At 63.7% G+C, this 25,212-nt stretch carries 20 protein-coding genes; 3 read left to right on the forward strand and 17 right to left on the reverse strand.

The window, feature by feature from the left end; all coding sequences use genetic code 11:
- Positions 1 to 122: 122 nt before the first annotated feature.
- The gene (locus AT984_RS04660; RefSeq protein ID WP_231741523.1) at positions 123 to 1,430 is read left to right on the forward strand and encodes a methyl-accepting chemotaxis protein; all 1,308 of its coding nucleotides are present in this window, start codon (positions 123 to 125) and stop codon (positions 1,428 to 1,430) included.
- 91 nt (positions 1,431 to 1,521) lie between these two features.
- Here the strand turns inward: AT984_RS04660 and AT984_RS04665 are convergent, their stop codons facing one another.
- The 3 genes from AT984_RS04665 to AT984_RS04675 are packed head-to-tail and all read right to left on the reverse strand — an operon-like array spanning position 1,522 to position 6,107.
- Positions 1,522 to 3,402 carry a GGDEF domain-containing protein gene (locus AT984_RS04665; protein WP_058719098.1) on the reverse strand — a complete coding sequence of 627 codons (1,881 nt, stop codon included), beginning with the start codon at positions 3,400 to 3,402 and terminating at the stop codon, positions 1,522 to 1,524.
- 30 nt (positions 3,403 to 3,432) lie between these two features.
- Positions 3,433 to 5,637, reverse strand: a complete 2,205-nt coding sequence (locus AT984_RS04670; RefSeq protein ID WP_231741524.1) for a putative bifunctional diguanylate cyclase/phosphodiesterase — start codon at positions 5,635 to 5,637, stop codon at positions 3,433 to 3,435.
- A gap of 47 nt (positions 5,638 to 5,684) precedes the next feature.
- Positions 5,685 to 6,107 (reverse strand): Hpt domain-containing protein, encoded by a 423-nt coding sequence (locus tag AT984_RS04675; protein ID WP_082679787.1) that lies wholly within the window; start codon positions 6,105 to 6,107, stop codon positions 5,685 to 5,687.
- A gap of 316 nt (positions 6,108 to 6,423) precedes the next feature.
- On the opposite strand from AT984_RS04675, the gene AT984_RS04680 reads away from it, so the two are divergent.
- Entirely contained in the window at positions 6,424 to 7,842 is a 1,419-nt protein-coding gene (locus AT984_RS04680; RefSeq protein WP_156421900.1) for a sensor histidine kinase, read from the forward strand.
- Between the two features lie 75 nt (positions 7,843 to 7,917).
- On the opposite strand, the gene AT984_RS04685 is transcribed toward AT984_RS04680, so the two are convergent.
- The 14 genes from AT984_RS04685 to flgB all read right to left on the reverse strand — a co-directional run bounded on the left by AT984_RS04685 (position 7,918) and on the right by flgB (position 24,173).
- Positions 7,918 to 8,529, reverse strand: a complete 612-nt coding sequence (locus AT984_RS04685) for a response regulator (RefSeq protein WP_058722088.1) — start codon at positions 8,527 to 8,529, stop codon at positions 7,918 to 7,920.
- Positions 8,530 to 8,728: 199 nt separating this feature from the next.
- Complete coding sequence (locus AT984_RS04690; protein ID WP_058719101.1) at positions 8,729 to 12,283, reverse strand: PAS domain S-box protein; 3,555 nt, start codon at positions 12,281 to 12,283, stop codon at positions 8,729 to 8,731.
- 62 nt (positions 12,284 to 12,345) lie between these two features.
- On the reverse strand, positions 12,346 to 13,524 hold the full coding sequence (locus tag AT984_RS04695; RefSeq protein WP_058719102.1) for an EAL and HDOD domain-containing protein: 1,179 nt from the start codon (positions 13,522 to 13,524) through the stop codon (positions 12,346 to 12,348).
- Positions 13,525 to 13,648: 124 nt separating this feature from the next.
- The gene (gene flgL / locus AT984_RS04700) at positions 13,649 to 14,878 is read right to left on the reverse strand and encodes a flagellar hook-associated protein FlgL (protein ID WP_082679789.1); all 1,230 of its coding nucleotides are present in this window, start codon (positions 14,876 to 14,878) and stop codon (positions 13,649 to 13,651) included.
- Positions 14,879 to 14,971: 93 nt separating this feature from the next.
- Positions 14,972 to 16,963: a flagellar hook-associated protein FlgK gene (flgK, locus tag AT984_RS04705; RefSeq protein WP_058719104.1), complete on the reverse strand. Its 1,992-nt coding sequence runs from the start codon at positions 16,961 to 16,963 to the stop codon at positions 14,972 to 14,974.
- A 22-nt stretch (positions 16,964 to 16,985) separates the two neighbouring features.
- The gene (gene flgJ, locus AT984_RS04710) at positions 16,986 to 17,855 is read right to left on the reverse strand and encodes a flagellar assembly peptidoglycan hydrolase FlgJ (RefSeq protein ID WP_058719105.1); all 870 of its coding nucleotides are present in this window, start codon (positions 17,853 to 17,855) and stop codon (positions 16,986 to 16,988) included.
- A gap of 1 nt (position 17,856) precedes the next feature.
- Positions 17,857 to 18,975, reverse strand: a complete 1,119-nt coding sequence (locus AT984_RS04715) for a flagellar basal body P-ring protein FlgI (RefSeq protein ID WP_058719106.1) — start codon at positions 18,973 to 18,975, stop codon at positions 17,857 to 17,859.
- A 45-nt stretch (positions 18,976 to 19,020) separates the two neighbouring features.
- On the reverse strand, positions 19,021 to 19,698 hold the full coding sequence (locus tag AT984_RS04720) for a flagellar basal body L-ring protein FlgH (RefSeq protein WP_058719107.1): 678 nt from the start codon (positions 19,696 to 19,698) through the stop codon (positions 19,021 to 19,023).
- A gap of 8 nt (positions 19,699 to 19,706) precedes the next feature.
- A complete protein-coding gene (gene flgG, locus AT984_RS04725; protein ID WP_058719108.1) occupies positions 19,707 to 20,489 on the reverse strand; it encodes a flagellar basal-body rod protein FlgG in 783 nt (260 codons plus the stop codon).
- 12 nt (positions 20,490 to 20,501) lie between these two features.
- Positions 20,502 to 21,227 (reverse strand): flagellar basal-body rod protein FlgF, encoded by a 726-nt coding sequence (flgF, locus tag AT984_RS04730; protein WP_058719109.1) that lies wholly within the window; start codon positions 21,225 to 21,227, stop codon positions 20,502 to 20,504.
- 26 nt (positions 21,228 to 21,253) lie between these two features.
- Complete coding sequence (gene flgE / locus AT984_RS04735) at positions 21,254 to 22,564, reverse strand: flagellar hook protein FlgE (RefSeq protein ID WP_058719110.1); 1,311 nt, start codon at positions 22,562 to 22,564, stop codon at positions 21,254 to 21,256.
- A 38-nt stretch (positions 22,565 to 22,602) separates the two neighbouring features.
- Positions 22,603 to 23,265 carry a flagellar hook assembly protein FlgD gene (locus tag AT984_RS04740; protein ID WP_058719111.1) on the reverse strand — a complete coding sequence of 221 codons (663 nt, stop codon included), beginning with the start codon at positions 23,263 to 23,265 and terminating at the stop codon, positions 22,603 to 22,605.
- Between the two features lie 34 nt (positions 23,266 to 23,299).
- The gene (gene flgC, locus AT984_RS04745) at positions 23,300 to 23,713 is read right to left on the reverse strand and encodes a flagellar basal body rod protein FlgC (RefSeq protein ID WP_058719112.1); all 414 of its coding nucleotides are present in this window, start codon (positions 23,711 to 23,713) and stop codon (positions 23,300 to 23,302) included.
- A 46-nt stretch (positions 23,714 to 23,759) separates the two neighbouring features.
- Positions 23,760 to 24,173, reverse strand: a complete 414-nt coding sequence (gene flgB / locus AT984_RS04750) for a flagellar basal body rod protein FlgB (RefSeq protein ID WP_058722089.1) — start codon at positions 24,171 to 24,173, stop codon at positions 23,760 to 23,762.
- A gap of 186 nt (positions 24,174 to 24,359) precedes the next feature.
- Between flgB and flgA the strand changes: the two genes are divergently transcribed.
- Positions 24,360 to 25,094 carry a flagellar basal body P-ring formation chaperone FlgA gene (gene flgA / locus AT984_RS04755; RefSeq protein ID WP_058719113.1) on the forward strand — a complete coding sequence of 245 codons (735 nt, stop codon included), beginning with the start codon at positions 24,360 to 24,362 and terminating at the stop codon, positions 25,092 to 25,094.
- Positions 25,095 to 25,212: the final 118 nt, after the last annotated feature.

Below are 25,212 nucleotides of genomic sequence, written 5' to 3' on the forward strand. Positions count from 1 at the left end.
CCAGCGGTTTGTGCAAGCAAGTAAGCAAGCAATCAAGTGAGGGCAGATTGATGCGGTTCTGGTGGACACCCCGGCCGAATGGCCCAGCCGCAGCCCAGTCGGCAGCACAAGCCCCCTCTGAATTGAGTACCTCTGCGAGCGGCACCGCTGCGGCCATGAAGCAGGTGGTGCAGCAGATCTCCCGCGCCATTTCCAACGTTGGCAAAGACGCCGCCGAGGTGCGCGGGCTCTTGGAAGACACGCAAAAAGTCGTGCTTGCCCAAGCCGAGGCCATGGGTGCCTTGTCGCAGGATCTGGCCTCGGTGCGCGAAGCGCAATCGGCCATCAGTCGTTCAACCACCCAATCCGGAGCCGCCGTGGTGCGCGCCAGCCAGGCGCTGGACGGCGTTGGCAATGAAGTCGGCGGCATTGTTCAAACCTTGCACCAGGTCTCGGACGCGGCGTCCGAGATCACAAAAATTGCCCTGCAGACGCGCTTGGTCGCCTTCAATGCCTCGGTCGAGGCGCGGCGAGCCGGCGAGGCCGGGCGCGGTTTTGGTGTCGTGGCCGATGCCGTCAAGGCTTTGGCCGGACAAGTGGAAAACTCATCCAAAGCCATCATGGGTACGGTGTCCGCACTGGACACACGCATCGAGGCCTTCAGCCGCGAGTTGCGCAATGACCCCGGCCACGCCAACCGCAGTGCCATTCATCAAGCGTTTGCACAAGTGCAGGCGGATGTGGGGCAGATCAATACCTCGGCCGAGCAAAGCGAGAAGACCATCGGCGCTCTGGGTGGCCGAGTGGCGGATTTAGAGCGCGAGATTCAGCAAGCCATGGTCAAGCTGGACGCCGCGTTTTCCTGCAGCGACCGATTCTTGAGACTCTCGGAGCAGGTGATCGAGCAGATCGCCGACTCTGGCGTGGAGGTCGAGGACGCGCCTTTTATCCAGGCCGCACAGCAAGCCGCGGCGGAAATCGCCGGTTTGTTGGCCCAGGCCCTGCAGCGCGGCGACATTCAGCTGGCCCAGTTGTTTGATGAACACTATCAAGCCATACCGGGCAGCAATCCGGCCCAGCATCTGACTCAGTTCGTGGCGCTGGCCGACCGACTGTTCCCGGCGGTTCAAGAGCGCATGCTCGATTTCAGCGACAAGGTGGTCTATTGCATTGCCGTGGACCGCAACGGTTATGTGGCCGCTCACAACAAGAAGTATTGCCAGCCGCAGCGTGCCGGTGATGTGGTGTGGAACACCGCCAATAGCCGCTACCGGCGCATCTTCAATGACCGCACCGGCCTGGTCTCGGCGCGCAACCAGCGGCCTTTTTTGTTGCAGACCTATCGGCGCGATATGGGCGGGGGCAAGTTCGTGCTCTTGAAGGAGGTGTCTGCGCCCATCGTGGTGGGCGGCAGGCATTGGGGCGGGCTGCGCCTGGCGTTCAACTTCTAAGCTCGGCGCGCCGCTGTTGCGTTGATGCGCTCATGGCCGACTCCGCTGTTGCAGCGGCCTCCCGTCATTAAGCTGCCGCTCGGGCAGTCCCTCAAGGCGCCACGCAAGCCCTGTTCTTGCCGGTGTGCTTGGCTTCGTACAGCGCCACATCGGCGCGGTCCAGGGCGGCCTCCAGCGTTTCCCCGGCTCGGTACAGCGTCACGCCGGCCGAGAAGGTGACGAACACATCCCGACCTTCGTGCATGAATAAGCTGGCCGAGAGCGCGCGCTGCAGGCGTTGCAGCACGGCCTGGGCTTCCTCGATGGGGGTGCGCGGCAGCATCAGTACGAACTCTTCGCCGCCGTAACGCGCCACTAGGTCACCGGGGCGCAGCGAAGCCTGCACCCGTTCGGCCAAAGACTTCAGCGCCACATCGCCGGCGCCGTGGCCCAAGCTGTCATTGAGCTTTTTGAAGTTGTCGATGTCCAGCAAGGCCAGGGCGATGCGTTGGGTATCGCCCTCGCTGACGGCGTCACCACTGTCGCGCTCAAGCTTGGCTTGCTCGGTAGCGAAGGCGGCAAGCAAGCCCCGGCGGTTGGCGATCTGCGTCAGCTGATCGGTTTGCACCTCGTTGGAGAGTCGTAGCAACTCGCCTTCCAGCGCTTCGACGCGCTGGCTCAGGCTATTGGCCTTGTCATGTTCGCTGCTCAAGCGCGCTTGGGTTTGCTGCACCAGGGACTGCACGCTGCGGCTTTCCTCCACCATCTCGCGCACCACGCCTGCCAGGCTCTCCAGGCTATCCGCCTTTTCGATCACCTCGGCATAGCGGCCGACGCTGCTCTGGAAACGGTCGGTGTGCTGGCCCAACTCACCGAGCTCGGCCAGCATTTGGTGGATCATGGACTTGAGCGAATCACGGGCCTTTTTGCGATCCTCTCGCAGAGCGCGCTGGCGTTCTCGCGTGCCGCCCAGCATCTCGGTGACGGAGCGCACGCCGCGGCCGCTCAGGCCTTGCTCCAGCGTGTTGTTCATGGCCTCGCACTGGCCGCGCGCCCAGGAGTCGTCTTCCGCCAAATCAACCAAGCTGGCGCTCAATTCACGGCATAGCTGGCCCAGCTCGGTGAACATATGCTGGCGGTGATCCAGCAGGTGGCGGGCGCGCTGACACAGCTGCTCCATCTGGGCAGCGGCTTGCGGGCTGACGCCTTGCACTTGAAGTTGCAGCTGCGCGGCCTTGAGCTCGCCCATCAATTCGTCCGCATAGCCCTCGGGGCTCTGCAGGGCGTGCTGCACGGTGGCGTGCAGGCTGGATTCAATTTGCGGCCACTGGGCGGCGTCTGCGGCCGGGCTGGTCGCGCTGGACGGAGAGGCTGGCTCAAAGGGCTCATCGGCCTCGGCGCCGAAATTGGACAGGCCAGCATCTTCATCCATGAAGAACTGGCTGGGCGTGCCGCCGGCGTCATCCGAGGTGGCGATGCTGCTGTCGGCCACGTCAGAGTCCCAGCTGGCCACCAACTGTTGCAGGCGCTTGATCAAGCGCTGGCTGTCGCTGCGATTGCCTTCCAGCACGCGCTGCAAGCCGTCTTTTTTGCGTGCCACGGTCCACTGGCGGCCGCCGCGCTCCAGCCCGCGGATCAGGCGCTCCAGCACCTGGGCCAGAGCCTCAGCTTGCGCGACAGGGCCGACGGTTTGTTGCAGGCGCTCGACTTGGCGCAGCGCCTCGTCCCAGCGCGATTCGCGCACGCACACCTGCAGATCAAGGCGGGCCTGGCTGCCGCTCACACCCAATGCGAGCAGCTTGGTAAGCAGTGTCTGGGCGCGCTCTGGTAAAGCGGCTGGTGTGGCCTCGGTACCCGACTCCACGGCGTAGGCGCGGGCGTAATTCTCGGGCGTGGGCTCCAGTTGCGCTTGGGCCAGGCGCAGAAAAGCGGCTTTGGCGATCTGGGCGCTGGTGGCGCCGGCGGGCGCGCGGGAGCTGCGTCGCTCATCCATGACTAGGACCTTTTACTCTAACTTTTTTGTTCAACGGCGACCGCCCTGTGGGCGGTGCGTGCCATTGCCAGGTTCAATGTCTCGCAGTTCTTGCGCCTCAGCGTCGGCCCGCGCGATCCAGGGCGCTTTGCGCGGCAGCACGGTCTGCGCCAGCCACAGCTCCACCTCCTCGGGGGGCAGCGGCTTGCTGAACAAAAAGCCCTGCATCAGGCTGCAGCCCAGGCGGTGCAAGACATCCATCTGACGCAGGGTCTCCACGCCTTCGGCGATCACGCGCAGGCCCATGGCGCGTGCCAGGGCGATGATGGCGGTGACAACGGCCGAGCTTTGCGGCGTGATGCCCAGGTCGCGCACAAAAGTGCGGTCGATCTTGACCTCCGAGATCGGCAGGGTGGTCAGATAGGCCAGCGAGGAATAGCCGGTGCCGAAGTCATCGATGGAGATTTCGACGCCTACTTCATTGAGGCGGTGCAGGGCCGGAATGACCTTCTGCAAATCCTTCATCAGATTGTTTTCGGTGATCTCCAGTTGAATGGAGCGGTGCGGCACACCGTAGCTGCTGACGCATTGGTGGATGTGCTCGACCAGATCGGAGCGTTCGAACATGCGGCTGGGCAGATTGACCGCGATGGAGTCGGAAAAGCCGAAGTTGAGCTGCCAGATCTTGGCTTGGCGGGCGGCTTCCTTGATCGCCCATTCCGACAGCGGCACGATCAGGCCGGTTTCTTCGGCCAGCGGGATGAAATCGGCAGGGGAGATTAGCTTGTCGCCGCGCTTCCAGCGCATCAAGGCCTCGGCACCCACCATGCGCGCGCCACGCACATCGATCTTGGGCTGGTAGTGCAGCACGATCTCGCCGCGTTCCAGTGCCTTGTGCAGGGCGCTTTCCAGCTCCAGCTTCTCGCGTCCCTGGCCGGCCAGCTGCGGCGTGTAGAGCGCGGCCGCATTGCGGCCTTGCGACTTCACCGCGTACATGGCCACGTCGGAATTGCGCAGCAGATCCGCCATGGTCAGGCCATCGCGCGGGTAGATGGCAATGCCCACGCTGGCCGTGACAAAACACTCCTGGCCGGAGATGAAGATGGGCTCACGCAGGGCTTCGAGCACCCTTCCGGCAACGCGCTCGGCATCGCGTTCGTCAGCGATCTCGGGCAGCAGGGCGACGAACTCGTCGCCGCCCAGTCGGCCCACGGCTTCGAGCGAGCGATGCGAGCGCCCGCCGACGGTCTCCAGCATGCCTTCCATGACTTGGTCTGAGTGGCGCACGCAGGCGCGCAGGCGGCGGCCCACTTCCACCAGCAATTCGTCACCGGCTTGGTGGCCCAGGGTGTCGTTGATGATCTTGAAGCGGTCCAGGTCAATCAGCAGCAGGCCCACTTCGTGGCTGCCGCGGCGGGCCTGCTCGATGGCACGTTCCACCCGCCAGATCAGCTGGCGCCGGTTCGGCAGGCCGGTGAGGGCGTCGAAATGCGCCAGCTGGCGGATGCGGTCCTCAGCCTGGCGGCGGTCGGTCACATCCTGCATCACGCCGGTGTAGCCGTTGGCATTGCCTTGTTCGTTGAACTCGGGTTCGGCCTCGATGTGGACGACGCGTTGGCGGCCGTCCTGCAAGGTCACGGCCAAATCGGTGACCAGCACCGAGTTGTGTGCCAGCACATCGCGCAGCAGGCGCAGGAACAAAACCCGCTCCTCATGTGGCACCATGCGCATCACGCCGATGAAATCAAGCCGCTCGGCCGGGCCGCGGCCAAACACACGCAAGGCCTCGGCGGCCAGATGAAAGCCGCGTTGCTGCTGCCACTCGAAGCTGCCCATGCGGGCCAGGTCTTGCGCGCGCGCCAGCTTGGCCTTGCTGCGCTCAAGCTCGATACGGGTGCGGGATGAGCGCAGCAAATAGCGCAGCCGCCCGGACAGCAAGCTCCATTGCGGCGACTTGACGAAGAAATCGGTGGCACCGACCTGGTAGGCCAGATTGATGGAGGCCTCATCATCGAGGCCGGTCAACATCAGCACCGGGGTGGATTCGAAACCGGGTAACTCGCGCAGGCGGCGGCAGGTTTCGAAGCCGTCCATCTCCGGCATCATGGCGTCCAGCACGATGATGTCGGGCGCGCTCTGCGCCATCATGTCCAGGGCTTGCTGGCCACCGTGAGCCACGCTGACCTCGAAGTCGCGGCTGCGCAGGGCCGAGGCGGTCAGCAGCAGATTGACTTCATCGTCATCAACCAAGAGCACCTTGGGTTGCTTCGGATCACCGTCATCGTGCAATGTGCCAACTGAAATCATTGGGGCCCCGGCATGCGCATCGTCGACAAGGCCTGCTTCACCTGAGCAAGCTCTGCAAGCATATCGTCTAGTTTCGCTGCTAGGCCGCCAGTTTCACCATTCCGAGCCATCAATTCGACCTCGGCGCACAAGGCGGAGGCCTTCAACGCGCCCAAGCTGGCCGACGAAGACTTCAGGGTATGGCTGACGTGACGAACCACATTGAGGTCCATTTCGGGGGCGCGGGCCTGCTGCAGGTCCGGCAGCAGCCGATCCAGGGACTTCAAATAGGCCTCGATCACCCGCTCCACCAGTTTGTTGCTGCCATCCGGGTCGAGCTCAAACAGGCGCTCAAGCGCTTGCGCGTCGAGACCTTCGGGAACGGTCCATTCGCTGCTACGGTCAGGTGACGAAGATTCTGGCAAGGGACGCGGCTGCATGTTCAAAAGGCGTGCTGAGCGTTAGTTAGGTTCGCAGGGGCGTGGGGCTGGGCTTTTGAGGTCCGGTGCCAAAAACACCGGGAATGTGCGCGCAGCCACAAGCCATGCGAGTTATTTTTTTAAAAACAGAACTGCAAGCTGCAATGTAGCTTGATAGTCATAGCGATATCGGCCTGTCAGCCCAGGGAATTTGGGGTGTTTCCGTGCCTTTCTTGGCGCTTTGGCGCCAAGCTCTTGTGCCAACCGGCTTCACGGGGCGGCGCGTGTCGCGCTTGAGCTTGGTTTGGGGCTGCACATGATCCTTACAATGCCGCTCATGAACAGTGTCCGTGATGCTCACCACACCGCGCACTCCAGGGCCTGGAGGCCCAAAATCCCCTTTCTATTGCTCGCGCTGGCAAGCCTTTTGCCGGGGCCGCTGGCTTTGGGTTTGGCGATGAGCCAGGGGCCGGGTGCGGGTTTCGGGCATGTGATGTTGCTGGCATGGTTCGGCTTGCTGATCTTGGTCCTCGTGGCTGGCGCCGCGTTTTACCTGAGCCGGCAGCTAACGCGGCAGGCCCTCGGCCACAGCCTGGGTGTGCTGCGGGCGCAGAACCAGCGCTGGGAACAGTTGCTGGCCAAGCAGGCTGATGGCCGCTGGCACAGTGACCCACAACACCGTTTGCTGAGTTGGCATGTCAATGGTGCCGAACCCTTGCCGGCTACCGGACAGCCCTGCTGGGAGCGCTTTGGCTTGCTGAGCCTCGAGGGCTCTGCCGACGCTGAGGGGCTGCAAGCCTTGCTGAAGCAGCAGCCTGCCGAAATCGACTGCCGGGTGCAGGCGCTTGCTGGTGACGGCGGCAACTGGGACTTGCTCGGCCTGGCTTGTTGGGATGAGCAAGGGCAGTTCCAGGGCTACCAAGGGGTGGCCAAGAAGCTGGCGGTGATTGATGAGCAGGCCATGGCCGCCGGTGCCGCCGTGATGTTGGCCCAAGCTCAGACGCAGAAGCAAGTGAGCGAGCAGGCGCAGGCGAATCTATTGCAATCACAGCTGCAGTCTCAGCTACAAGCGCAGGCCTTTGAGGCGCAGGAGCAGGCCTCGTTCAGTTACACCGTCTCGCATGATTTGCGTGCGCCGCTGCGTGTGGTGGAGGGCTTTGCCCGTATTTTGAAAGAGGACTACGGCCGCTTGCTGGACCGAATTGGCAACGACCATCTCGACCGGGTGATGGGCGCGGCCTCACGCATGAATAGCATGATTGATTCGCTGCTGTCGCTGAGCCAGTTGTCCTCGCAGCCCTTGGCGCGCCAGCCGGTCAATCTGTCGCAATTGGCGGATTTGGTGCTGGATGAGTTGCAGCGTAGCGCGCCGCAGCGCAAGGTCACGGTTCACATCCAGCCCCTGATGACGACGCAGGGCGACCCGGTCTTGTTGCGCATGGTGCTGGAGAACTTGCTGGGCAATGCTTGGAAGTACAGCAGCAAGTGCGAGCAGGCTGAGATCCGCTTCGAGGCGCAGCGGGATGGCCCGGGCCCTTGGATCTTCCGCATCAGCGACAACGGCGCGGGTTTTGATATGCGCTATGCCGACCGCTTGTTCGGCGTGTTCCAGCGCTTGCACAGCGCCAGTGACTTCCAGGGCACCGGTGTGGGTCTGGCCTCGGTGCGGCGGATCGTGCGCCGCCACGGTGGGGAAGTGTGGGCCGAATCTGAAGTCGGCGCCGGTGCCAAGTTTTACTTCACATTGCCAGCCTGAACGGCCAAGCTTCGCTGACCCGGAGTGCATTGAAGACTTAGGCTCGCCTCAGCCTAGCGGTGCCTCAGCGCAGATTCAGGGGTTGAGTTGCCCGGGCATGGCCAGCATTTCGGTGGCCTCGACCAAGCGCAGCGATTGATCATCTAGGCTGCGGCCTTCGGCGTCACTGAGGGCTTGCAGCCGCGCCAGTGCTTGTTGCCGCGAGAGTGAATAGCGGTGCATCAAAATCCCCACCGCCAGCGCCGCCGTCTGCTCCAGCACGGCATTTGCTGCGGCCTTGCCCAGCGGGCCGCGCAAGGGCTGTGGGGCAGGTGTGGCACCGCGCTTGGCAAAGGCGGCTTCCACCGCCGGCACGATCTGGTGAATGTCCAGCGGCTTGACCAGATAGGCCACGGCGCCCAGCTCTTTCACCTTGGCCACGGTCTCTTCGTCGGCAAAGGCCGACAAGAACATGAAGGGGATTTGCAGGTACTCGCGCAGATAGGCGGCGACATCAAAGCCACTCATGCCTTCCATGCGGATATCCAGCAGGGCCAGTTCCGGCCGATGTTCGCGCGCCAGCAAAATAGCGTCGTCACCGTTGTCGGCGTCGATGATCTCGAAGCCGGCCTGGGCCAGACCATAGGTCAAGGTCGCCAGCACCAGCCGGTCATCGTCAACCACCAGAATCTTGCCCTTGCTACTCACCTGCGGGGGTTCCTGTGCGAAAAACGGGTCGAGCAAATGCTGACCTCACGGTGTCCATTGTCGCTGAAACACCGAGCTTGCGTTGATGGCTGTGGCGCCCTTGCCCTCGTGTCTGAGTGGCGCTGGGGCCGGGCAGGCGGTGAATCATGCCAATCGCTGCGGACGGGAGGCAAAACCTGGCACCACGAGCGGCGCGCACTCAGGGTGCTGCCACGCCTAAGCTCACGCTCGGGGGCAGCAACTCGACGCGGCAGACCACGTGGTCGCCGCGTTGGCTCAGGCTCAGCACCGCGCTGCGGCGGGGCAGCAGGGCACGTACCAGGCCAAGGCCCGAGACGCCGCCGGGCACTTGCGTGAGGTTGAACTCGGGCGGCAGCTGGCCGGGGTTGACGATTTCCACCGCTACCTGATCAATGCCGCAGATCAGGGTGCACTGCACATCGCTGTTAGGACTGTGCTTGATGGCGTTGGTGAGCAATTCGTTGAGTGTGAGCGCAATCGGAATCGATTCGGCTTCCGGTAAGGCCCAGGCATAGGACTGGTCAGCCGTTTCGCCTTCAATCACGGTGTTGATGGTGCGGCCCGACATGCGTTGGACCGAACCGATGATGGCTTCCATCACCCGGCGCACCATCAGCGGGCCGGAGCTGCCGACTTGCAGGCCGTAGACCTGTGCAATCGCATGCACTTGGCCGACGGCCTCGCTGATCACCGGCGCCACCTCGGGGCGGCGTGTGGCGATCTGCTGCAGCAGGCCGGCCACACCTTGTAGATTGTTCTTGATGCGGTGATGCACCTCGCGCACCAGCAACTCGCGTTGGGAGATGGCCGCGTGCAGGCGCGCCTCTTCAGCCGCGCGGTGCTCGGTCACATCGCTGGCCACCAGCAGCAATTGTTCGGGTGAGCCGTCTTCATTGGCCTCCGAGCCGTCAGTGGTGCCAGCCAGATGCAAGAAGCGTGCGTCCCAGACCCGCATGTTCTCGCCTTCGCCCAGGCGGTATTCGCGCTGGGTCACGGCGCCTGCCGCCAGAGCCTCTTGCATGTCGCGGCGGATGATCTCGCCCTGCTCACGGCCAAACAAATCCTCGGGGCTGGCGCCCAGCAAGGACTGCTCGCTGCGCCCGGCCAGCGTAGCGGCGGCATGATTGATCTGAGCCACGGCCAGGGTCTTGGCGTCGTGCAAGCTGATGGCCAGCGGCGCGGCTTCGATGATGCGACTCAGCGAGGCCTGCGCCTGCTGAGACTGCGCCTCGGCCTGGCGGCGCCGGTCGATGTCCAGCAAGGCGTAGGTGAGTTGGCGGCCGCTATGGCGCGAGCCGGTCACAACCGCGTTGCCCACGACCCAGAACTCGCGCCCGTCCAGCGCCTTCAAGCGGCATTCAAAGGCCTCGGTCTCGCCTTCGGTCAACTCGTCCAGGTAATGGGTGTGGCGGAAGGGGTGCTTGGCGTCCGGTGTGGCCACCATGCTCATGCTCTGGCCTGCGAACTCGCTCAGGTCGCCGCCGAACATGCGCCGGGCCGAGCGGTTCATCCACTCGATGCCGCCACGTCCCACGGTGACGATGCCCACCAGCACCGAGTCCAGCACGGCGCGTTCACGCTCGGTCTGCAGCATCAGTGATTGCTGGGCGCGCCAACGGTCGTCCACGTTCACAAAGGTGACGATCAGGCCTTCGTCGGGCGCGCCGGGGCGCATCACGCGTTTGCTGATCTGCATCCACAAGGTGGTGCCGTCACGCCGGCGCACGCGTCGCTCGCCACGCCACAGGCCATGCTTGTGCAAGTCTTCTTGCACCGCCTCGCTGTAATGCTCGACCTCCTGCGGATCTTCGAACAAGTCCCGGTGAGCCAGGCCGCTGAGTTCGTGGATGCGGTAACCGGTCAGCGCTGCCAATGCGTCATTGGCGCGGGTGATGCGGCCATTGCGCTGAATGGCGATGCCCACGTCTGAGAGGCTGAACATCATCTCCCGGTCTTGCACCAGGGCTTCCAATTCGGCCTGCTGCGCCTTCAAGCGGCTGATGTCGCTGATGACGGCAATGGTTTCGCTGCTCTTGCTGCCACCGGGGCGCTGGCTGCCTTCGTCCTCATCTGCATCCTGGGCGACTCGGCGCAGGGTCAGGGACAGCCAGCGCGGCTGTGAGGCTTCGCTGCCAACTTGCAAAAACTCCGCTTCAAAATCTTGCCCGTCGCTGGCTTGGGCCAAGGCTTCTTGCAATTGGGCGGACAACTCGGGCAGGGCGGCGAACATCTGCGCCACCGGCGTGCCGATGGGCATGGGCTCGTGCAGCCCCAGCATATGTTCGAAGCCGTGATTGCAACGCTGCAGCTTGTCGCCGCGGAAATAGGCCAGGCCCAGGCCGGCGCCATCCATGATGGTGCGCAACTCGTGCAGCAGCTGCTCGCTGCGGTTCTCGGCCTGGGCTTGGGCGGTGACGTCCAAGGTCACGACCGAGGTGGTGCGTTGGCCGGAGCTGAGCTGGCCCGGCTCTACTCGGGTTAAGAGCCAACGCCGCCCCAGCTCGGGGTGGCGCACGGCGTAGCGCACCTCCACCCGGTCGCCCTTTTTGAGGGCGCGCTGCAGGCGTTCAAACTCGGCCAGCGAGCCGGGCTCGACGATATCGCGGCCCACACCTTGAAGGCCGGTCAAGGTGTTGCGGCGGGCCTCGCCCTGTTGCTTGGCGCCACGCGTTGAGCTGCGCGGCCGCAGCCAGCCGGCGTCTTGGGCGAAGGTGGCCAGGCCCACGCTGGCGGTGTCCATCAGCGCGTCCATTTGCTGATAGGCCAGATCGCGCTCCTGATCGGCGCTGCGATCCTCCAGCACCGCCATATAGCGGCGCGGCAGGCTGCTGCTGGCGGCCGAGCTGTCCAGCGGCTGGATGCGGCCGGCGAACCAGCGGGTGCGGCCGGCGGGGTCGATCAGGCTGGCCTGCGTTTGCACGCGCTCGCTGGCTCGGCTCAGCAGTTCGCTGGCTTGCTTGTTTTCCCAGCCCAGCAATTGCTGCATGGCCGGCTCGGCCTGCTGCAGGGTCACCGGGACTTGCAGGCAAAGCTCGGCGAAAGCGCGGTTGCTTTTGAGCAGTAGGCCGGTGGCGTCGAACAAAACCATGGGCAGCGGGCTGAGCGCCAGCCATTGGGCCAGCTCGGCCTGGGTGCGTTCGGCTTGCTCGCGCAGCACTTGCTCACGGCCTTGCAGCGGGGCGGCGGTTTGATGGGCTTGCGGCTCGGCTTGAGCGTCGTGGGCTGCAGGGTTGAAGGCTTCAGGCGCGCCGTCAGCACTCTTTTCAGCGGCGGCGCTTGGTGGGTTCTCGCTGCCCGGCTGGCCGGGGCGTTTGCTCAGACCGGGCTTGTTTTTTTCTTCGGCCCGCACATGCAGCAGCCAGCGCGCCGCATGTTCCTCCTGCGCTTGCAGGGGCACCAGGGTGAGCGAGGCACGTTGGCCGTGATCTAGCTTCAGGCCCGGGGTTGGCGGGCCGCGGCGGCCGTCTTGCATGGCGCGGCTGGCCAGGCGCAGCCAGTCGCCCAAGCGGCCACCATGGCTGGTTTGCAAGCTGTGCAAGGGCTTGGCTTGCTGGCCCGGGCCTTGGCCCAGCAGCTGTTGGGCGGCGGCGTTGGCCTCCAGCACATCGAGTGCCTCGCCCAGCAAAAGCACGGGGTCGCTGACCAAGCCCAGCAAGCCCTGCAGGGCGGCTAAGTCCTGGGGCAGCAGCGAGAGCTGGGTCAGCGGCGATGGCGTGGCGGAGGAGGCTGGCATTGCCGAGGAGTTTACGGCCCCGGCCCCGACTCCCGGAGCGCGCGGCTGCAGGAGTCGGCCGCTCACTCCAACTGGGCGGCCTTGGCCAGGGCGCGCAAGACGCATTGGTTGACTTCTTCCAGACCCAGCATCAGGCCCTCGGCCGCGCTGCGAATGTCGAAGATGGATTCGTTCTCGATCGCTTGCACCAGCGCCAGATAGGGCTGGTAGGGGCCGCTGCCGTCCACCAGGGCCTGGCGCACGCGCTCTGGCATTGGGATCGATTGCAGCAGCTTGTCGAAGGGCTGCTTGAGCATATGGTCGAGCAGGGAGAACAGGCCGCAGATGAACATCTCATCGCGCAGCTCGCTGTCGCTCATGCTCTTGGCCAGCTCTTCCATCAAGAGGCCACGGCGCAGAGCGCCGTACATGATGGGGCGCATGCTGTGGTCTTTGCTGGCGGTCGTCAGCAGCAGGGCCAGCCAGCGCTTGAGGCGCGGGTAGCCCAGCAGCATGATGGCGTGGCGGAAGGATGACACCTCAACCGGCAGGCCGAAGGCGGCCGAGTTCAGATAGCGCAAGAGCTTGAAGGCCAGGCTGGGGTCGCGCTTGAGGGTTTGCTCCAGGCGCTCGATGTCTTCGTCCTGGTCGACTCGCGACATCAGCTCGACGATGACTTGCAGGTCGGCCTGAATATCGCTGCGTGGCGCGCCGGGGGCGGGCTCGAACGCACCCTGCATGGGCCAGCCCATGACGCCTTGTGCGCCGCGCTTGAAGGCGGCATCAATATCGGCAGCGCTGCGCAGGCCGCTGATCAAACGCGGCAGCTTGAGCTCCGCGCTGCCACGGGCCTCGTCGTCCGGGCCCAGCACCACCTGCTTGAAACAGGCGTTCAACTCAGGTGCCAGGCCTTGCGATGGCACGCCCTTGAGCAGCAGGACATTGCCCTTTTTCTTCAGCGTTTGCAATTGCTCGGCCACTGCGGCATCGCTGCACATAAAGGCCGGCACTTCCAGTTGCACATGGGCCGGCAGTTCGGTCCCCAGCAACTCAAGCAGCAGGCTTTCGCTCAGCACATGCAGGATGACCTGGCCGCCGCCGGCGGGCCAGACTTCGTTCAGGCAGGCCAGGACTTCGGCGCCATCGAGCTTGGCATCAGGCCGAACCGGCACCACCGTCAGGCGGGTGGCGGTGACCATGCGTTGGGCATCGATCAGAGGGGCGTAAGCGAGTGCGACTGCACCCAAATGTGAGTAGTTCATGAGTCCTGTGCTCGAAGAGAAAAAGTGGCCGTGGCCTGGGTCGAATTCGGTGTCGGGCTAAGTGCCTGGGGCTAAGCAAGCAAATGCCCAGCCGGCCCGCCGTGTTTGGCGGCTCACCCGGGGATCAAACGTTGATGTACTGGAACAGGGTCATGCGCTGCACCATCGCATAGGTTTTGAGTGCGGTGTCATAACCGGTTTGCTGGTTCTGGAAGTCGGAGATGCCCTGAGTCATGTCCAGGTCTTCGGCCGCCGATTGCTCGGACTTGTTGTATTGCTTGAGGGCGGCCATACGGGTTTCGGTGCCGTCCAGATTATTCATGCGCTCGCCGACCTGGCTGCGCACATTTTGCAGATTGCTCATCACCGCGTCGAGGTCGCGGATGCGGTTGGAGTTGGACTGCGAGATCTCCGCCTGCCCACGTAAAGGCGCGCGCAACTCGGCCACCGCCTTGTCCAGCACGTCGAAGACCTTGAGGTCGTTGCTGGAGGGTTTGATGCTGAACTGGTCGCCGTCCACCGGCTTGCCCGAGATGGTCATGGCCATGCCATCAAAGCTGATGCCCTTGCCGGGGGTGAACGTGCCCGTGGGGTTGCCATCCAGCGGCACGGCGGCGCCGGTGTCGGTATTGGTGACAGCGATGGTCTGCGCAGGCGCAGTGCCGCTGATCACGATGTTGTAGTTATTGCCGGTCAGCAGGCCGGGGTTGGTGACCCGGCCGCTGTCGATCCAGCCCTTTGGTGGCGTGCTCGCGCCAGCGGTATTGCCATTTGGGCCGGTGACGAAGCTGCCATTGCCCGAGCGGGCTTGCTGCCAGGCCTGATCGCCGTCGATGGTGAGGGCGAAGTTGTCCATATTACCGGTCTGAATGCTGCCGCCAACACCGGTGAAGGTGACGCCGCCGTTCTGGTCCAGAAATGGTGGCGTGCCCGAGCCTTGGCCGCCGAACAAAAAGCCGCCGGCGCCGTCGCTGCGGTTGGCAATGGTGAGCAGTTGATCGCGCAGGCCGGCGATCTTGTTGGCCAGGCCGGCGCGTTCGGAATCGCTGTAGCTGGCATTGCCTGCGGCCATCATGGCTTCACGCATTTGTTGCATCAACTCGCCGGCATCGCCCAGCGCTGATTCACTCAGGATCATGCTGTTGCGGCTGGCTTCCAGGGCGCGCTGATTGGCATCGACGCGGCCGATGCTGACCAAAGCACGCTCGGCGCGCGCGGCGCCGGTTGGGTCATCGCTGGCCTGGGCGATGCGCTTGCCGGAGGTGAGCTGACCCTGTGTTTCCTGGAGCTTTTGCTGGCGACGCTGCAAATTGGCAATGCTGGCGTCGAACATATTGGAAGTAGCGAGGCGCATGATTCATGGCTCCTTAGGGATTGCGTGACGAACAGCCTGAGTGAAACGGCGTGGCCTGAGCGTTGTGAGTGGCTTTGAAGCTATTCATCGCCATCAACGCGAAGCCAGCTTGAGCAGCTCGTCAAAAATGGTTTGCGCGGCCTGCAAGACCTTGGCTGCGGCTTGGTAGCCTTGCTGGAACTGCATCAGCCGCGAGGCTTCCTCATCGAGATTGACGCCGGCCTGGCCGGCCCGGGTGGCCTCGGCATTGGCGGCCACCGAGGTGGACACGGTGGCCAAATAATTGCTGCCCTGCACCCGCGAGCCGATCTCACTCATGGCTGAGGAGTAGGCATCGTTGATGGTGCTGCCCAGGGCAATGCTGCCATCGGGCAGGGTGCGTCGGCCGACAAAAGTTTCCGTCTGGATGTTCAGGAAGGCCTTGGCATTGCCGTTGTTGGCGGTAGTGAACTTGGTGGCGTCCAGCGTGATGGTGTCGCCGGCCTTGGGCACGCCGTTGAGCTTGAGCTCAAAGCCCAGGTCGATGGGCGGGGTGGCACCCGGCTGGTTGCCGATGGGCTGGCCGGAGGTCCAATCGCCGGTGTAGACGCTGCCATCGTTCAGGGTCAGGGTGTATGGCACCTGGCTGCTGCCTGCGGCGGGTGTGCCGAAGGCGATGGACATCGGCGCCTTGCTCGGGTCGACCTTGCTGTTGACGGCGTACATCGAGTCCACCGTGGCCGTGCCCTTGTTATTGACGCTGGCGCTGGCGGTCAGCGGTGAGGCTGCGGCAATGCCGGTGGTTCGGTCCAGCACCCGTTTCATATCCACAGCGGCTTGGGCCACCGGCTCAAGCAAGAAGGAGTCACCCGCGCCGGGGGCGGCGTCGGCCAGGTCGATCTTGAAGCCGTCCACCGTATCACCGTTGGCAACGGTGCGAGTCAGCCCGTCGCTCAGGCGCACCAGTTGCAAGGCGCCCGTGCCAGCGGGATCCACGCTCAGTTTGTAGGAGCTGGCCTGCAACTGGCTGGCGTCCGTGATACTCAGCTTGACGCTCGCGGCGAAGCTGCCGTCGGCATTGCGTGCATTGGTGGCTGCCGGCAGGCTGCGGGGGCTGCCGATGCCGAAGATGGGGCCACCCTTGCTTGGGGTAGTGGACAGGTCCAGACCTAAGGCCTGCTGGTCGTTGACCCGTGTGGCCATGGCGGCGGCCATCTGTCCCAGCAGATTGCGAGCGTCCTGCAGATCAATGTCTTGGTACTGCACCAAGGCCGAGATGGAGCCGCCGGTCAGCACGCTGGCATCAAGCGCGCGAGGTCCGTTGGACTCATCGATGCTGACCTGGGCGCGCTTGCCGTCGTAGGGGTCGGGCGTGATCTTGAGCTCTTGCGAGTTGGCGCCCAGCACCAAGCGCTGGCCGCCGCCCATGAAGACACCCACGGTGCCGTCGGAGGCGGGCAGGGTGGTGACTTGAATGTATTGGCTGAGTTGCGAGATCAACTGATCGCGCTGATCGAGCAAGTCGTTAGGTGCGTGGCCGTTGCCATTGGCGCGTGCCACTTGGTCATTGGCTACGGCAATCTGCTTGGTGATCTGGTTGACCACGGCCACATTGGCCTTCAAGTCACTGACCACACCCGCTTGCAAATCCACCAATTGCTGGCCGGCGGCAGAAAAGCGCGAGGCGAGTTCTGTCGCACGACCCAGCACCACCTGGCGCGAGGAGGGGTCGGAAGGGCGACTCGCCACATCCACCATGGCATTGAGAAACTGGCCGGCCGCGTAGCCGATGCCGCTCTCGCCTGGCGGAAACAGCTTTTCCAGCTGGCCCAAAGAGGCGGCGCGAGTTTGATCCATGAAGGCCGTTGCCTTGCTGCTGGCCGCCTCCTTGGTCAGGAATTCATTGTGCGAACGCTCCACCGTCAGCACCGACACACCCTTGCCGAAATAGCCTGAACCGGTGAACTGGCCCTCGGGAGTCGTCAACACCACCGACTGGCGTGAGTAGCCGGGCGTGTTGGCGTTGGCAATGTTCTGCCCGACGGCCTGCAAGGCCGCCTGGTTGGCGAACATCGCGCGTATGCCTATGCCCAGAAGTGCGCCCATATGGCTGTGTCCTTGTTATCGATCAGGCCAGGGCGCGCTGCACGCGCACCGTGGTGTTGATGACCTTGGCCAGCTTGCTGGCGTACTCGGGGTCGGTGGCGTAGCCGGCCTTTTGCAAGCCACGGGCAAAGCCCTCGGCGCTGCCGCCCTGGGCTTGGGCCACCACATTGCGGTAGCGGTCGTTGCTGCCGATCAGCTTGGCGTAGTCTTTGAAGGCTTCGTCATAGCTGCCGTAGGCGCGGAACTTGGCCGTTACTTTTTGTGCCTTGCCGTCGATGTATTCGGTGGTTTGAACCTCGGCGACCTTGCCGGTCCAGCCCGGCGTGGCCTTGATGCCGAAGACGTTGAAGGAGTTGCTGCCGTCCACACCCTTGATTTCGCGCTTGCCCCAGCCCGACTCATGGGCCGCCTGGGCCAGCATGAAGCTGGCTGGGATGCCGGTGCTGGCCTCGGCTGCTTTGGCCGCACCATCGTGCTGCTGGATAAAGCTCTGCACATGCGGGGCGATGCCCTTCTTGGCCATGGCGGGCAAGGGTTGCAAAGTCTTGGCGGCGTCGGCCTTGTCGCTGACACCCATCTGGCGCTGCAGCTGGCGTGCAATCGCGTCCGAGAGGCCGCCGGGCAGGCCGGTCAGCTTGCCGGCGAACTGGGTGTCCAGCATCTCGGTGCCCATCTGCGTGCCGGGGTTGTCCAGCATGCCCGTCGCCATGGTGGAGGCGCGCATGCTTTTCATCACCTCTTGCATGAAGAGCGACTCGAACTGCTTGGCCGTTTCGCGGATGCTGTTCTTGGGGTCGCGCGCGGCGGCCGAGCGCAGGGCTTCGATGCTGCGGGTGTCGGTGCCGGTGCTGCTGCCCAGGCTGCCGGCCAGATTGCTTGCCGAGAGAGCCATGTCAAATTACCTCAAGCTCGGCGTTCAGCGCGCCGGCGCTCTTCATCGCTTGCAGGATTGCCAGCAGATCCTGCGGTGTAGCGCCCAAGGAGTTGAGCGCCTTCACCACTTCGGCCAGCTTGACCCCGGCAGGCAGCTGAATCAGCGAGCCGGGTTCTTGTTTGATGGAGATATCGGTCTTCTCGCTCACCACCGTTTGCCCGCCAGACAGCGCATTGGGCTGGCTGACCACCGGGGTTGAACTGATGGTGACCGAGAGGCTGCCGTGCGCCACCGCGCAGGCGGCCAGGGTCACGGCCTGGTTCATCACCACCGAGCCGGTGCGGGCGTTGATGACGATGCGCGCGGCGGGCTCGCTGAGTTCCAGCGGCAAGACTTCCAGATCAGCCAGGAAGTTGACCCGCTCATCCGGATTGATGGGTGCACGCACGCGCACCACGCGGCCGTCTACGGCTTGGGCAAGACCTGGCCCTTTGGCTTTGTTGATGGCACGGGCCACGGCGCGGGCGGTGTTGTAGTCGGCCGCGTTGAGGTCGAGCTGGATGTATTCGCCGTTTTGCAGCGGGGTCGCCACCGAGCGCTCCACCGTCGCACCGGCCGGGATGCGCCCGGCCGAGAGGTGATTGATCTGCACTTTGGAGCCGCCGGCCGAGGCGCCTGCGCCGCCAACGATCAGATTGCCCTGGGCCATGGCGTAAACCTGGCCATCGGCGCCGCGCAGAGGTGTGGTCACCAGGGTGCCGCCGCGCAAGCTCTTGGAGTTGCCGACGGAGGATACGTTGATGTCCAGCTGCTGGCCAGGCTGGGCGAAGGCGGGCAGGGAGGCGGTGACCATCACGGCGGCCACGTTCTTGGGCTGCATGGTCACGCCCGGCGGCAGGATGACGCCAAACTGCTGCAGCATGGCGGTCAAGCTCTGGCCGGTATAGGGCGCTTGGGTGGTTTGGTCGCCGGTGCCGTCAAGGCCCACAACCAAGCCGTAGCCGGTCAGGGAGTTGCTGCGCACGCCTTGCACGGCCGCCACTTCCTTGATGCGGGCGGCGCTGGCGGCTGGGCTCCAGCCCAGCAGGCTGAGGCTCAGGGCCAAGACCCCGAAAAGACGTGATGTGGTGGTTTGCATGATGGTCGTGAAGTGAGGGACTCCTACGACCGATTCTGCGCAAACTTAAGTCGGTGAAAGGTTTAAAAAGAAGCGCGACAACCAGCCTATTCCGTGCGCGTCCGACGTGGCGCCGCGGCCGCGCTGCTCAATGCGCACATTGGCGATAGACGCCGAGGGCACGGTATTGCCTTGCACGATGGCGCGCGGATCAACCTGGCCGGAAAACCGCAAAACATCGACGTTATGGTTGACGCCAATCTGCTTCTCGCCGGAGATCATCAAGTGCCCGTTGGGCAGCACGGCGGTCACGATAGCCGTGATGCTGCCGGAAAAATCGTTGGTGTTTTCATTGCTGCCCTTGCCCGCGGACTTGGTGGCCGAGGTGCCGGCGGCGGAGGCGCGGGCGAAGGCGCCCGGGCTGACAAAGGGGATGGCCGTCACATTGCCTGCGATGCTGCCCGTCTTGTCGATGGCGCTGGTGGAGCTTTGGCTGGCGCTGATTTTTTCGACGATCTGCACCGTCAAGGTGTCGCCGACCAGGCGGGCGCGGTGGTCTTCAAACAGCGGCCGGTAGCTCACCGCCTGATAGATCGAGCCATTGCTGGGCGCGGCCACCGGCAAGGGCGGCAGATTGACCACCGGCATGTGCTGCAGCTCCACGCGGGGCTCGGGGTAGATGGTGCCGCAGGCGCTCAGGGATGCGGCCAGCAAGGCCAGGCTGAGTTTGGACAGGCTATTCATGGCTTGGCTCAAATTTGCGCGAGTTTTTGCAGCATCTGATCCGAGGTCTGCACGGCTTTGGAGTTCAACTCGTAAGCACGCTGGGTCTGGATCATGGCCACCAATTCCTCCACCACATTGACGTTGGAGGTTTCCACATAGCCCTGCTGCAAGGCGCCCAAGCCGTTGGCATTGGGCGCGCCGGTGCTGGGCGTGCCGGAGGAGGCGGTCTCGGTGAACAGGTTCTGGCCCTTGGGGTCCAGGCCGGCCGGATTGACGAAATTGGCCAACTGAATCTGCCCGACCGTTTGCGGGTTCGGCGTGCCCGGCACGGTGATGCTGACGGTGCCGTCATTGCCAATCGACACGCTCAGCGCGTTATTGGGAATGGTGACGCCCGGCAGCAGCGTGTAGCCGTTATTGGTGACCATCTGGCCGTTGGCGTCGAGCTGGAAGGAACCATCGCGGGTATAGGCCGTGGTGCCGTCGGGCTGCTGAATCTGGAAGAAGCCATTGCCCTTGATCGCCAGGTCCAGATTGTTGGTGGTCTGCTGCAGATTGCCCTGGCTGTAGATGCGCGAGGTAGCCACGGGGCGCACACCCAGGCCGAGCTGCAGGCCGGTGGGCAGTTGCGTTTGCTCGGTGGTGTTGGCGCCGCTTTGGCGCAGGTTTTGATAGATCAAATCCTCGAACACCGCATGCGAGCGCTTGAAGCCGTTGGTGGCGACGTTGGCGAGGTTGTTCGAGATGGTGTCCAGCTGGGTCTGCTGAGCCTCCATGCCGGTCTTGGCAATCCAGAGTGAGCGGATCATGGTGGGTGTCCTTTAAGTGGTGCCGAGCAGCTTGGCGGATTGCTGGCCCTGGGTCTGGGCGATTTGCAACAGCTTCATCTGCTGCTCGAACTGGCGTGCCGCGGCAATCATGCTGACCATGGTTTCGACCGGGCTGACGTTGGAGCCTTCCAGGGCGCCGTCTTGCACGCGGGCGGTTTCGTCGGCGGGCAAGTCGCCGTCGGCGGCGCGGAACAGGCCGTCGGGCCCGCGCGTTAGCGGCGCCTCGGAGCTGACCAGCTTGAGCTTGCCGACCGTGGTCGGCTTGCCCGTGTCGGTCTTGGCGGTGATGGTTCCGTCACTGCCGATCGCCACCGTGGTGTCGGGGGGGATGCTGATGGGGCCGCCGTCGCCCACCACCGGCAGGCCATTGCGCATCACCAGCAGGCCTTCTGAATTGACATCCAGGGCGCCGGCCCGGGTATAGGCTTCGGTGCCGTCCAGGCTTTGCACGGCCAGCCAGGCCTTGTCCTTCATCGCCACATCGAGGTTGCGCCCGGTGCCCATGATGGCGCCCGGCTCCGGGTTGTAGCCGGTGGTAGTTTCCAGCGCGTAGGCGCGGGTGCTGGCGCCGCTGCCTTGCACCGGCACGGCACGGAAGGCCTGCAACTCGGCCCGAAAGCCGTTGGTGGACACATTGGCCAGATTGTTGGCCAGCGTGTCTTGCCGCTGCATGGAGGCCTTGGCGCCTGCCATCGAGAGGTAAATCATGCGGTCCATGGCGGCTCCTGCTCAGGCGAACTTCATCAACGCAGGTTGACGATGGTCTGCAGCACCTGGTCTTGCGTCTTGACGGTCTGCGCGTTGGCTTGGTAGGCGCGTTGCGCGGTCACCATATTCACCAGCTCGGCCGTCAGGTCGACATTGCTTTCTTCCAGCGCGCCGGATTGCAGCTTGCCCATATTGCCGTCACCCGGCACGCCGACCACGGCCTCACCCGAGGCAAAGGTGCGGGCCCAGACGTTGCCGCCCATGGGCTGCAAACCTTGCGGATTGCGGAAGGAGGCCAACTCCACTTGGCCGGCGGGTTTGGATTGGCCGTTGGAGTAGCGTGCCATCACGATGCCGCTGTTCTCAATCAAGATGCCGGCCAGTTGACCCGGCGCATAGCCGTTCTGAGTCAGGTTGGTGACGGCGAAGCCGGAACCGTTTTCGGTGGCGCCCAGCATGTCGAATTTCACGCCGGCGATGCCCAAGGTGTCGGCCCCTTGCGCATTCTTGCCGGGGGGGATGTCCATATTGATCTTGGTCGTCGGCGCAATCGGCGAGCCGCCGTTGGCCGGGAAGGTGATCGTGGTGTAGGGCGTGGTCGGGTTGCCGCTGTCATCCAGGGCAATTGCGGCGCCTTCCGAGTCGGTTTCGAACGGCGTGCCATTGGCGGTGGCGAAGACGTTCCAGGTGGTGCTGCCATCGGTGGGGTCGGTGGGGCCCTTTTGGAAATACAGGGTCACCGCCACGTCCTGGCCCTTGGCGTCATAGGCCGTCAGCGAGGTGGCGTTGTTATAGGTCTTCGGGCTCTTCATGTCGATGCCGCCGCCATCGGGTGCGGTGACCTTGGCTCGCGAGTCGAGGTTGAACTCGGTGGTGATCTCTGAAGTGGTCTTAGGCGCGATGCCCGAAGTGGGGAGCTTCAGCGGCTGGGCCAAGCCAGGTTGAACGATGCCGGATCCATCGGCCGGATAGCCCAGCAGTTTGAGATTGTTGTTGTTGACGATATAGCCATCGCGGCTGACCTTGAACTGGCCGTTGCGGCTGTACTCCACCGGGTTGAGGCCGTCGCTGAGCTGGAAGAAGCCGCCGCCATTGATGGCCAGGTCCATCGGGCTTTCGGTGGTTGTGATATTGCCCTGGGTGAATTGCTGGGCCACGGTTGCCAGAGAGGTGCCGATGCCCACCAAGTTGGCCCCCGCACCGTTCAGGGCGCCGGCGTAGACGTCTTGGAACTCGGCCCGCGACGATTTGGCGCCGTAGGTGGCGGAGTTGGCGATGTTGTTGCCAATCACGTCCAAGTTCTTGCTGGAGGCGTTGAGACCAGAGAGGCCTTGTTGGAAGCTCATGATGTTTCGTCCGGTGAGAGGATTTTGTGAAAACTCAGTCAGTCAATTGATTTGACGCTGCTGTAGTCGACCAGGCCCAGCCTTTGCAATTCCAGCTTGAGGCTCGTGCCGCTGGTGTTGACGGCCATCACCTTGTCTTCTGCGTAAGTCGTGCTGCCCACCGTGGCCGTGCCCTTGGTGGCGGTGATGCGGAAGGTGTATTTGCCATTCGGGTCAACCTTGTCGGCCGCCCAGCTGATGTCTTGTTTGGCCGTGCCCTGGGCGCCGAGTTGCTGGGTGTCGATCACGACACCGGCGCTATTGAGCACTTCCAACTTGACCGCCGTGGCGGGGGATTGCAGCTGATAGCTGCCAATGCCTTTGCCGCCGCTGATATTGAGTTGATTGCCTTCGAAGCTGACCGAGCGGCCCACCAGCGACACACTTTGCAGCGCCTGCATCTGGTTGAACTGATTGCCAAGCGACTTGACGGTGTTGTCCAGGGTGCTGATGCCGCTGACCGTCTGGATCTGCGCCATCTGGCTGGTCACCTGGGCGTTGTCCATGGGGTTCATCGGATCCTGGTTCTGCATCTGCGCGACCAGCAGCTTGAGGAAGCGATCCTGCGTGTCCTGCACACTTTTGGGGCTGGTGGCGCTGGCCACGGTGTTGGCGCTGCTGCCTGCGGCCTTGGTGGTGGTGTTGAGGGTGCTGAAGTCCATGGAAGACACTCCGGTTGGGTCAGGCTAGCGCTCGTTATTGTCCGAGCTGCAGGGTCTTGAGCAGCAGGTTTTTGGCCGTGCTCATGACTTCAATATTGTTTTGATAGGAGCGCGAGGCCGAGATCATGTTGACCATTTCCTCGACCGTGTTGACATTGCTATACGTCACATAGCCCTCGGCATCGGCTTGCGGATGCTTGGGGTCATGCACCTTGCGGCCGGGGGTCTGGTCCTCGCTGATATTGCTGACCCGCACGCCGGCTGCGCCCATGTCATTGCCGGCACCGACCAGGGCCGTCTGGAACACCACTTGGCGGGCCTTGTAGGCTTGTCCGTCGGGCCCGGCCACCGTGTCAGCGTTGGCCAGATTGCTGGCCACCACATTGAGGCGCTGACTCTGCGCGCTGACTGCGCTGCCAGAGACATTGAAGATTTGAAACATGGACATGTGGGGCTGCTCCTAGTTGCCAGGCCGCTAAAACCGCTAAAGCCGCTTAAGCGGCGTTTGGCGACTTCATCGAGTCGAGCGTGGTGCGCACTGTGCCGTTGATGAAGCGCAGGGTGGCCTCGTACTTGACGGCGTTGTCGGCGAAGTTGGCGCGCTCGCGGTCCATGTCGACCGAGTTGCTGTCCAGATTGGTCTGGGCGGCGGTGGAATAGAGCATTTCGGAATCGCTGCGGGTGCCGGTGGCTGACGCGATATGGCCCGATTGCGTGTTGGCAAGGCTGCCGGGGCCTTGCGCGCCAGCGGTGGCGTCACGCAAGGCTTTGGCGAAATTCATGTCGCGGGCCTGGTAGCCGGGCGTGTCGGCATTGGCGATATTGCTGGCCAGCATGCGCTGGCGTTCCGACCGCAGGGTCAGGGCCTGGGTCTGGAAGTTCAAGCTATCGGTCAATCGATTCAACATGATGGTCATCCTTCGCGTCGACCTTCTTGCTGGGGCCGGGCTATGAGAGTCCGGTGCGCAAAGAGGGCATATGACGATGTGACCGGATTGTGTTTGGCGACGCAGCAAAACATTAGCGGGATAAGCAGCGCCTTTGCTGTGCATTTCGGCCCAAGGTCGGCACGGTCTCAGGCCTAAAGTTCAGCCATGTTCCAAATTCGCCCTCAGTCCACAAGCACCGCCCGCCACTTGGCGCTCGGGGGCTTGTTCGCCTTGATTGCGACGGCTGCGGCCGCGCAAGCGGGGGCTGGCCTGGGCAGCGATGTATTGCAGCGTGTGCAGCAGATCGCCACCCAAGGCGTTGCGGCTGGTTTGCCCGCCCAGGCACGGGTGGAGGTGGAAGTGGGCAAGTTGGATCCGCGTTTGCGCTTGGCGCCATGCGCGCAGGTTCAGCCCTATCTGCCCGCCGGCTTGCAAATGTGGGGCGCTACCCGTATCGGCCTGCGCTGTGTGGAGGGGCCATCACGTTGGAATGTGAGTTTGCCGGTGCGGATCAAGGTTTACGCCCGCGCCATTGTGGCCGCCGACCCCCTGGCTTCCGGGGTGGTGCTGACTCAAGCTCAGCTGGCAACGGCCGAAATAGATATAGCTGCCGAGCCTGGCGCCGTTTTCACCGACGGCGCAGCGCTGGTGGGACGGGCCTTGCTGCGACCTTTGGCCGCAGGCGAGGCAGTGCGTAACAATGTGTTGAAACAGCGGCAGGTCTTTGCCGCCGGTGATAGGGTGACGGTGCTGGCCTCGGGGCCGGGTTATTCTGTAGCTGGCGAGGGTCAGGCGCTGGGTGTCGGTCTGGAGGGCCAGAACGTCAAGATCAAGTTTGAGAACGGCCGGGTTGTGACCGGCCGCGCCATTGCAGAACGACGCGTTGAGGTGCTGTTGTGAAAGCATCCGCAGGTCGCTATTCGCCCAAATTTGTTGTCGAAAGTTCTAAAGGTTTCATGTCCCCTGTCGATACCCCGGACAACGTAGTCGAGGTTTGGGTTCGCTCAGACCTATGGAG

The organism is Paucibacter sp. KCTC 42545 (assembly GCF_001477625.1).
GTDB lineage: Bacteria > Pseudomonadota > Gammaproteobacteria > Burkholderiales > Burkholderiaceae_C > Paucibacter_A.

Bases quoted from the DNA above. Each gene is read 5' to 3' on its own strand.
- AT984_RS04665 (WP_058719098.1), bottom strand. From the start codon at position 3,402: ATGGATGAGCGACGCAGCTCCCGCGCGCCCGCCGGCGCCACCAGCGCC.
- AT984_RS04675 (WP_082679787.1), bottom strand. From the start codon at position 6,107: ATGCAGCCGCGTCCCTTGCCAGAATCTTCGTCACCTGACCGTAGCAGC.
- AT984_RS04680 (WP_156421900.1), top strand. From the start codon at position 6,424: ATGAACAGTGTCCGTGATGCTCACCACACCGCGCACTCCAGGGCCTGG.
- AT984_RS04690 (WP_058719101.1), bottom strand. From the start codon at position 12,283: ATGCCAGCCTCCTCCGCCACGCCATCGCCGCTGACCCAGCTCTCGCTG.
- AT984_RS04695 (WP_058719102.1), bottom strand. From the start codon at position 13,524: ATGAACTACTCACATTTGGGTGCAGTCGCACTCGCTTACGCCCCTCTG.
- flgL (WP_082679789.1), bottom strand. From the start codon at position 14,878: ATGCGCCTCGCTACTTCCAATATGTTCGACGCCAGCATTGCCAATTTG.
- flgK (WP_058719104.1), bottom strand. From the start codon at position 16,963: ATGGGCGCACTTCTGGGCATAGGCATACGCGCGATGTTCGCCAACCAG.
- flgJ (WP_058719105.1), bottom strand. From the start codon at position 17,855: ATGGCTCTCTCGGCAAGCAATCTGGCCGGCAGCCTGGGCAGCAGCACC.
- AT984_RS04715 (WP_058719106.1), bottom strand. From the start codon at position 18,975: ATGCAAACCACCACATCACGTCTTTTCGGGGTCTTGGCCCTGAGCCTC.
- AT984_RS04720 (WP_058719107.1), bottom strand. From the start codon at position 19,698: ATGAATAGCCTGTCCAAACTCAGCCTGGCCTTGCTGGCCGCATCCCTG.
- flgG (WP_058719108.1), bottom strand. From the start codon at position 20,489: ATGATCCGCTCACTCTGGATTGCCAAGACCGGCATGGAGGCTCAGCAG.
- flgF (WP_058719109.1), bottom strand. From the start codon at position 21,227: ATGGACCGCATGATTTACCTCTCGATGGCAGGCGCCAAGGCCTCCATG.
- flgE (WP_058719110.1), bottom strand. From the start codon at position 22,564: ATGAGCTTCCAACAAGGCCTCTCTGGTCTCAACGCCTCCAGCAAGAAC.
- AT984_RS04740 (WP_058719111.1), bottom strand. From the start codon at position 23,265: ATGGACTTCAGCACCCTCAACACCACCACCAAGGCCGCAGGCAGCAGC.
- flgC (WP_058719112.1), bottom strand. From the start codon at position 23,713: ATGTCCATGTTTCAAATCTTCAATGTCTCTGGCAGCGCAGTCAGCGCG.
- flgB (WP_058722089.1), bottom strand. From the start codon at position 24,173: ATGTTGAATCGATTGACCGATAGCTTGAACTTCCAGACCCAGGCCCTG.
- flgA (WP_058719113.1), top strand. From the start codon at position 24,360: ATGTTCCAAATTCGCCCTCAGTCCACAAGCACCGCCCGCCACTTGGCG.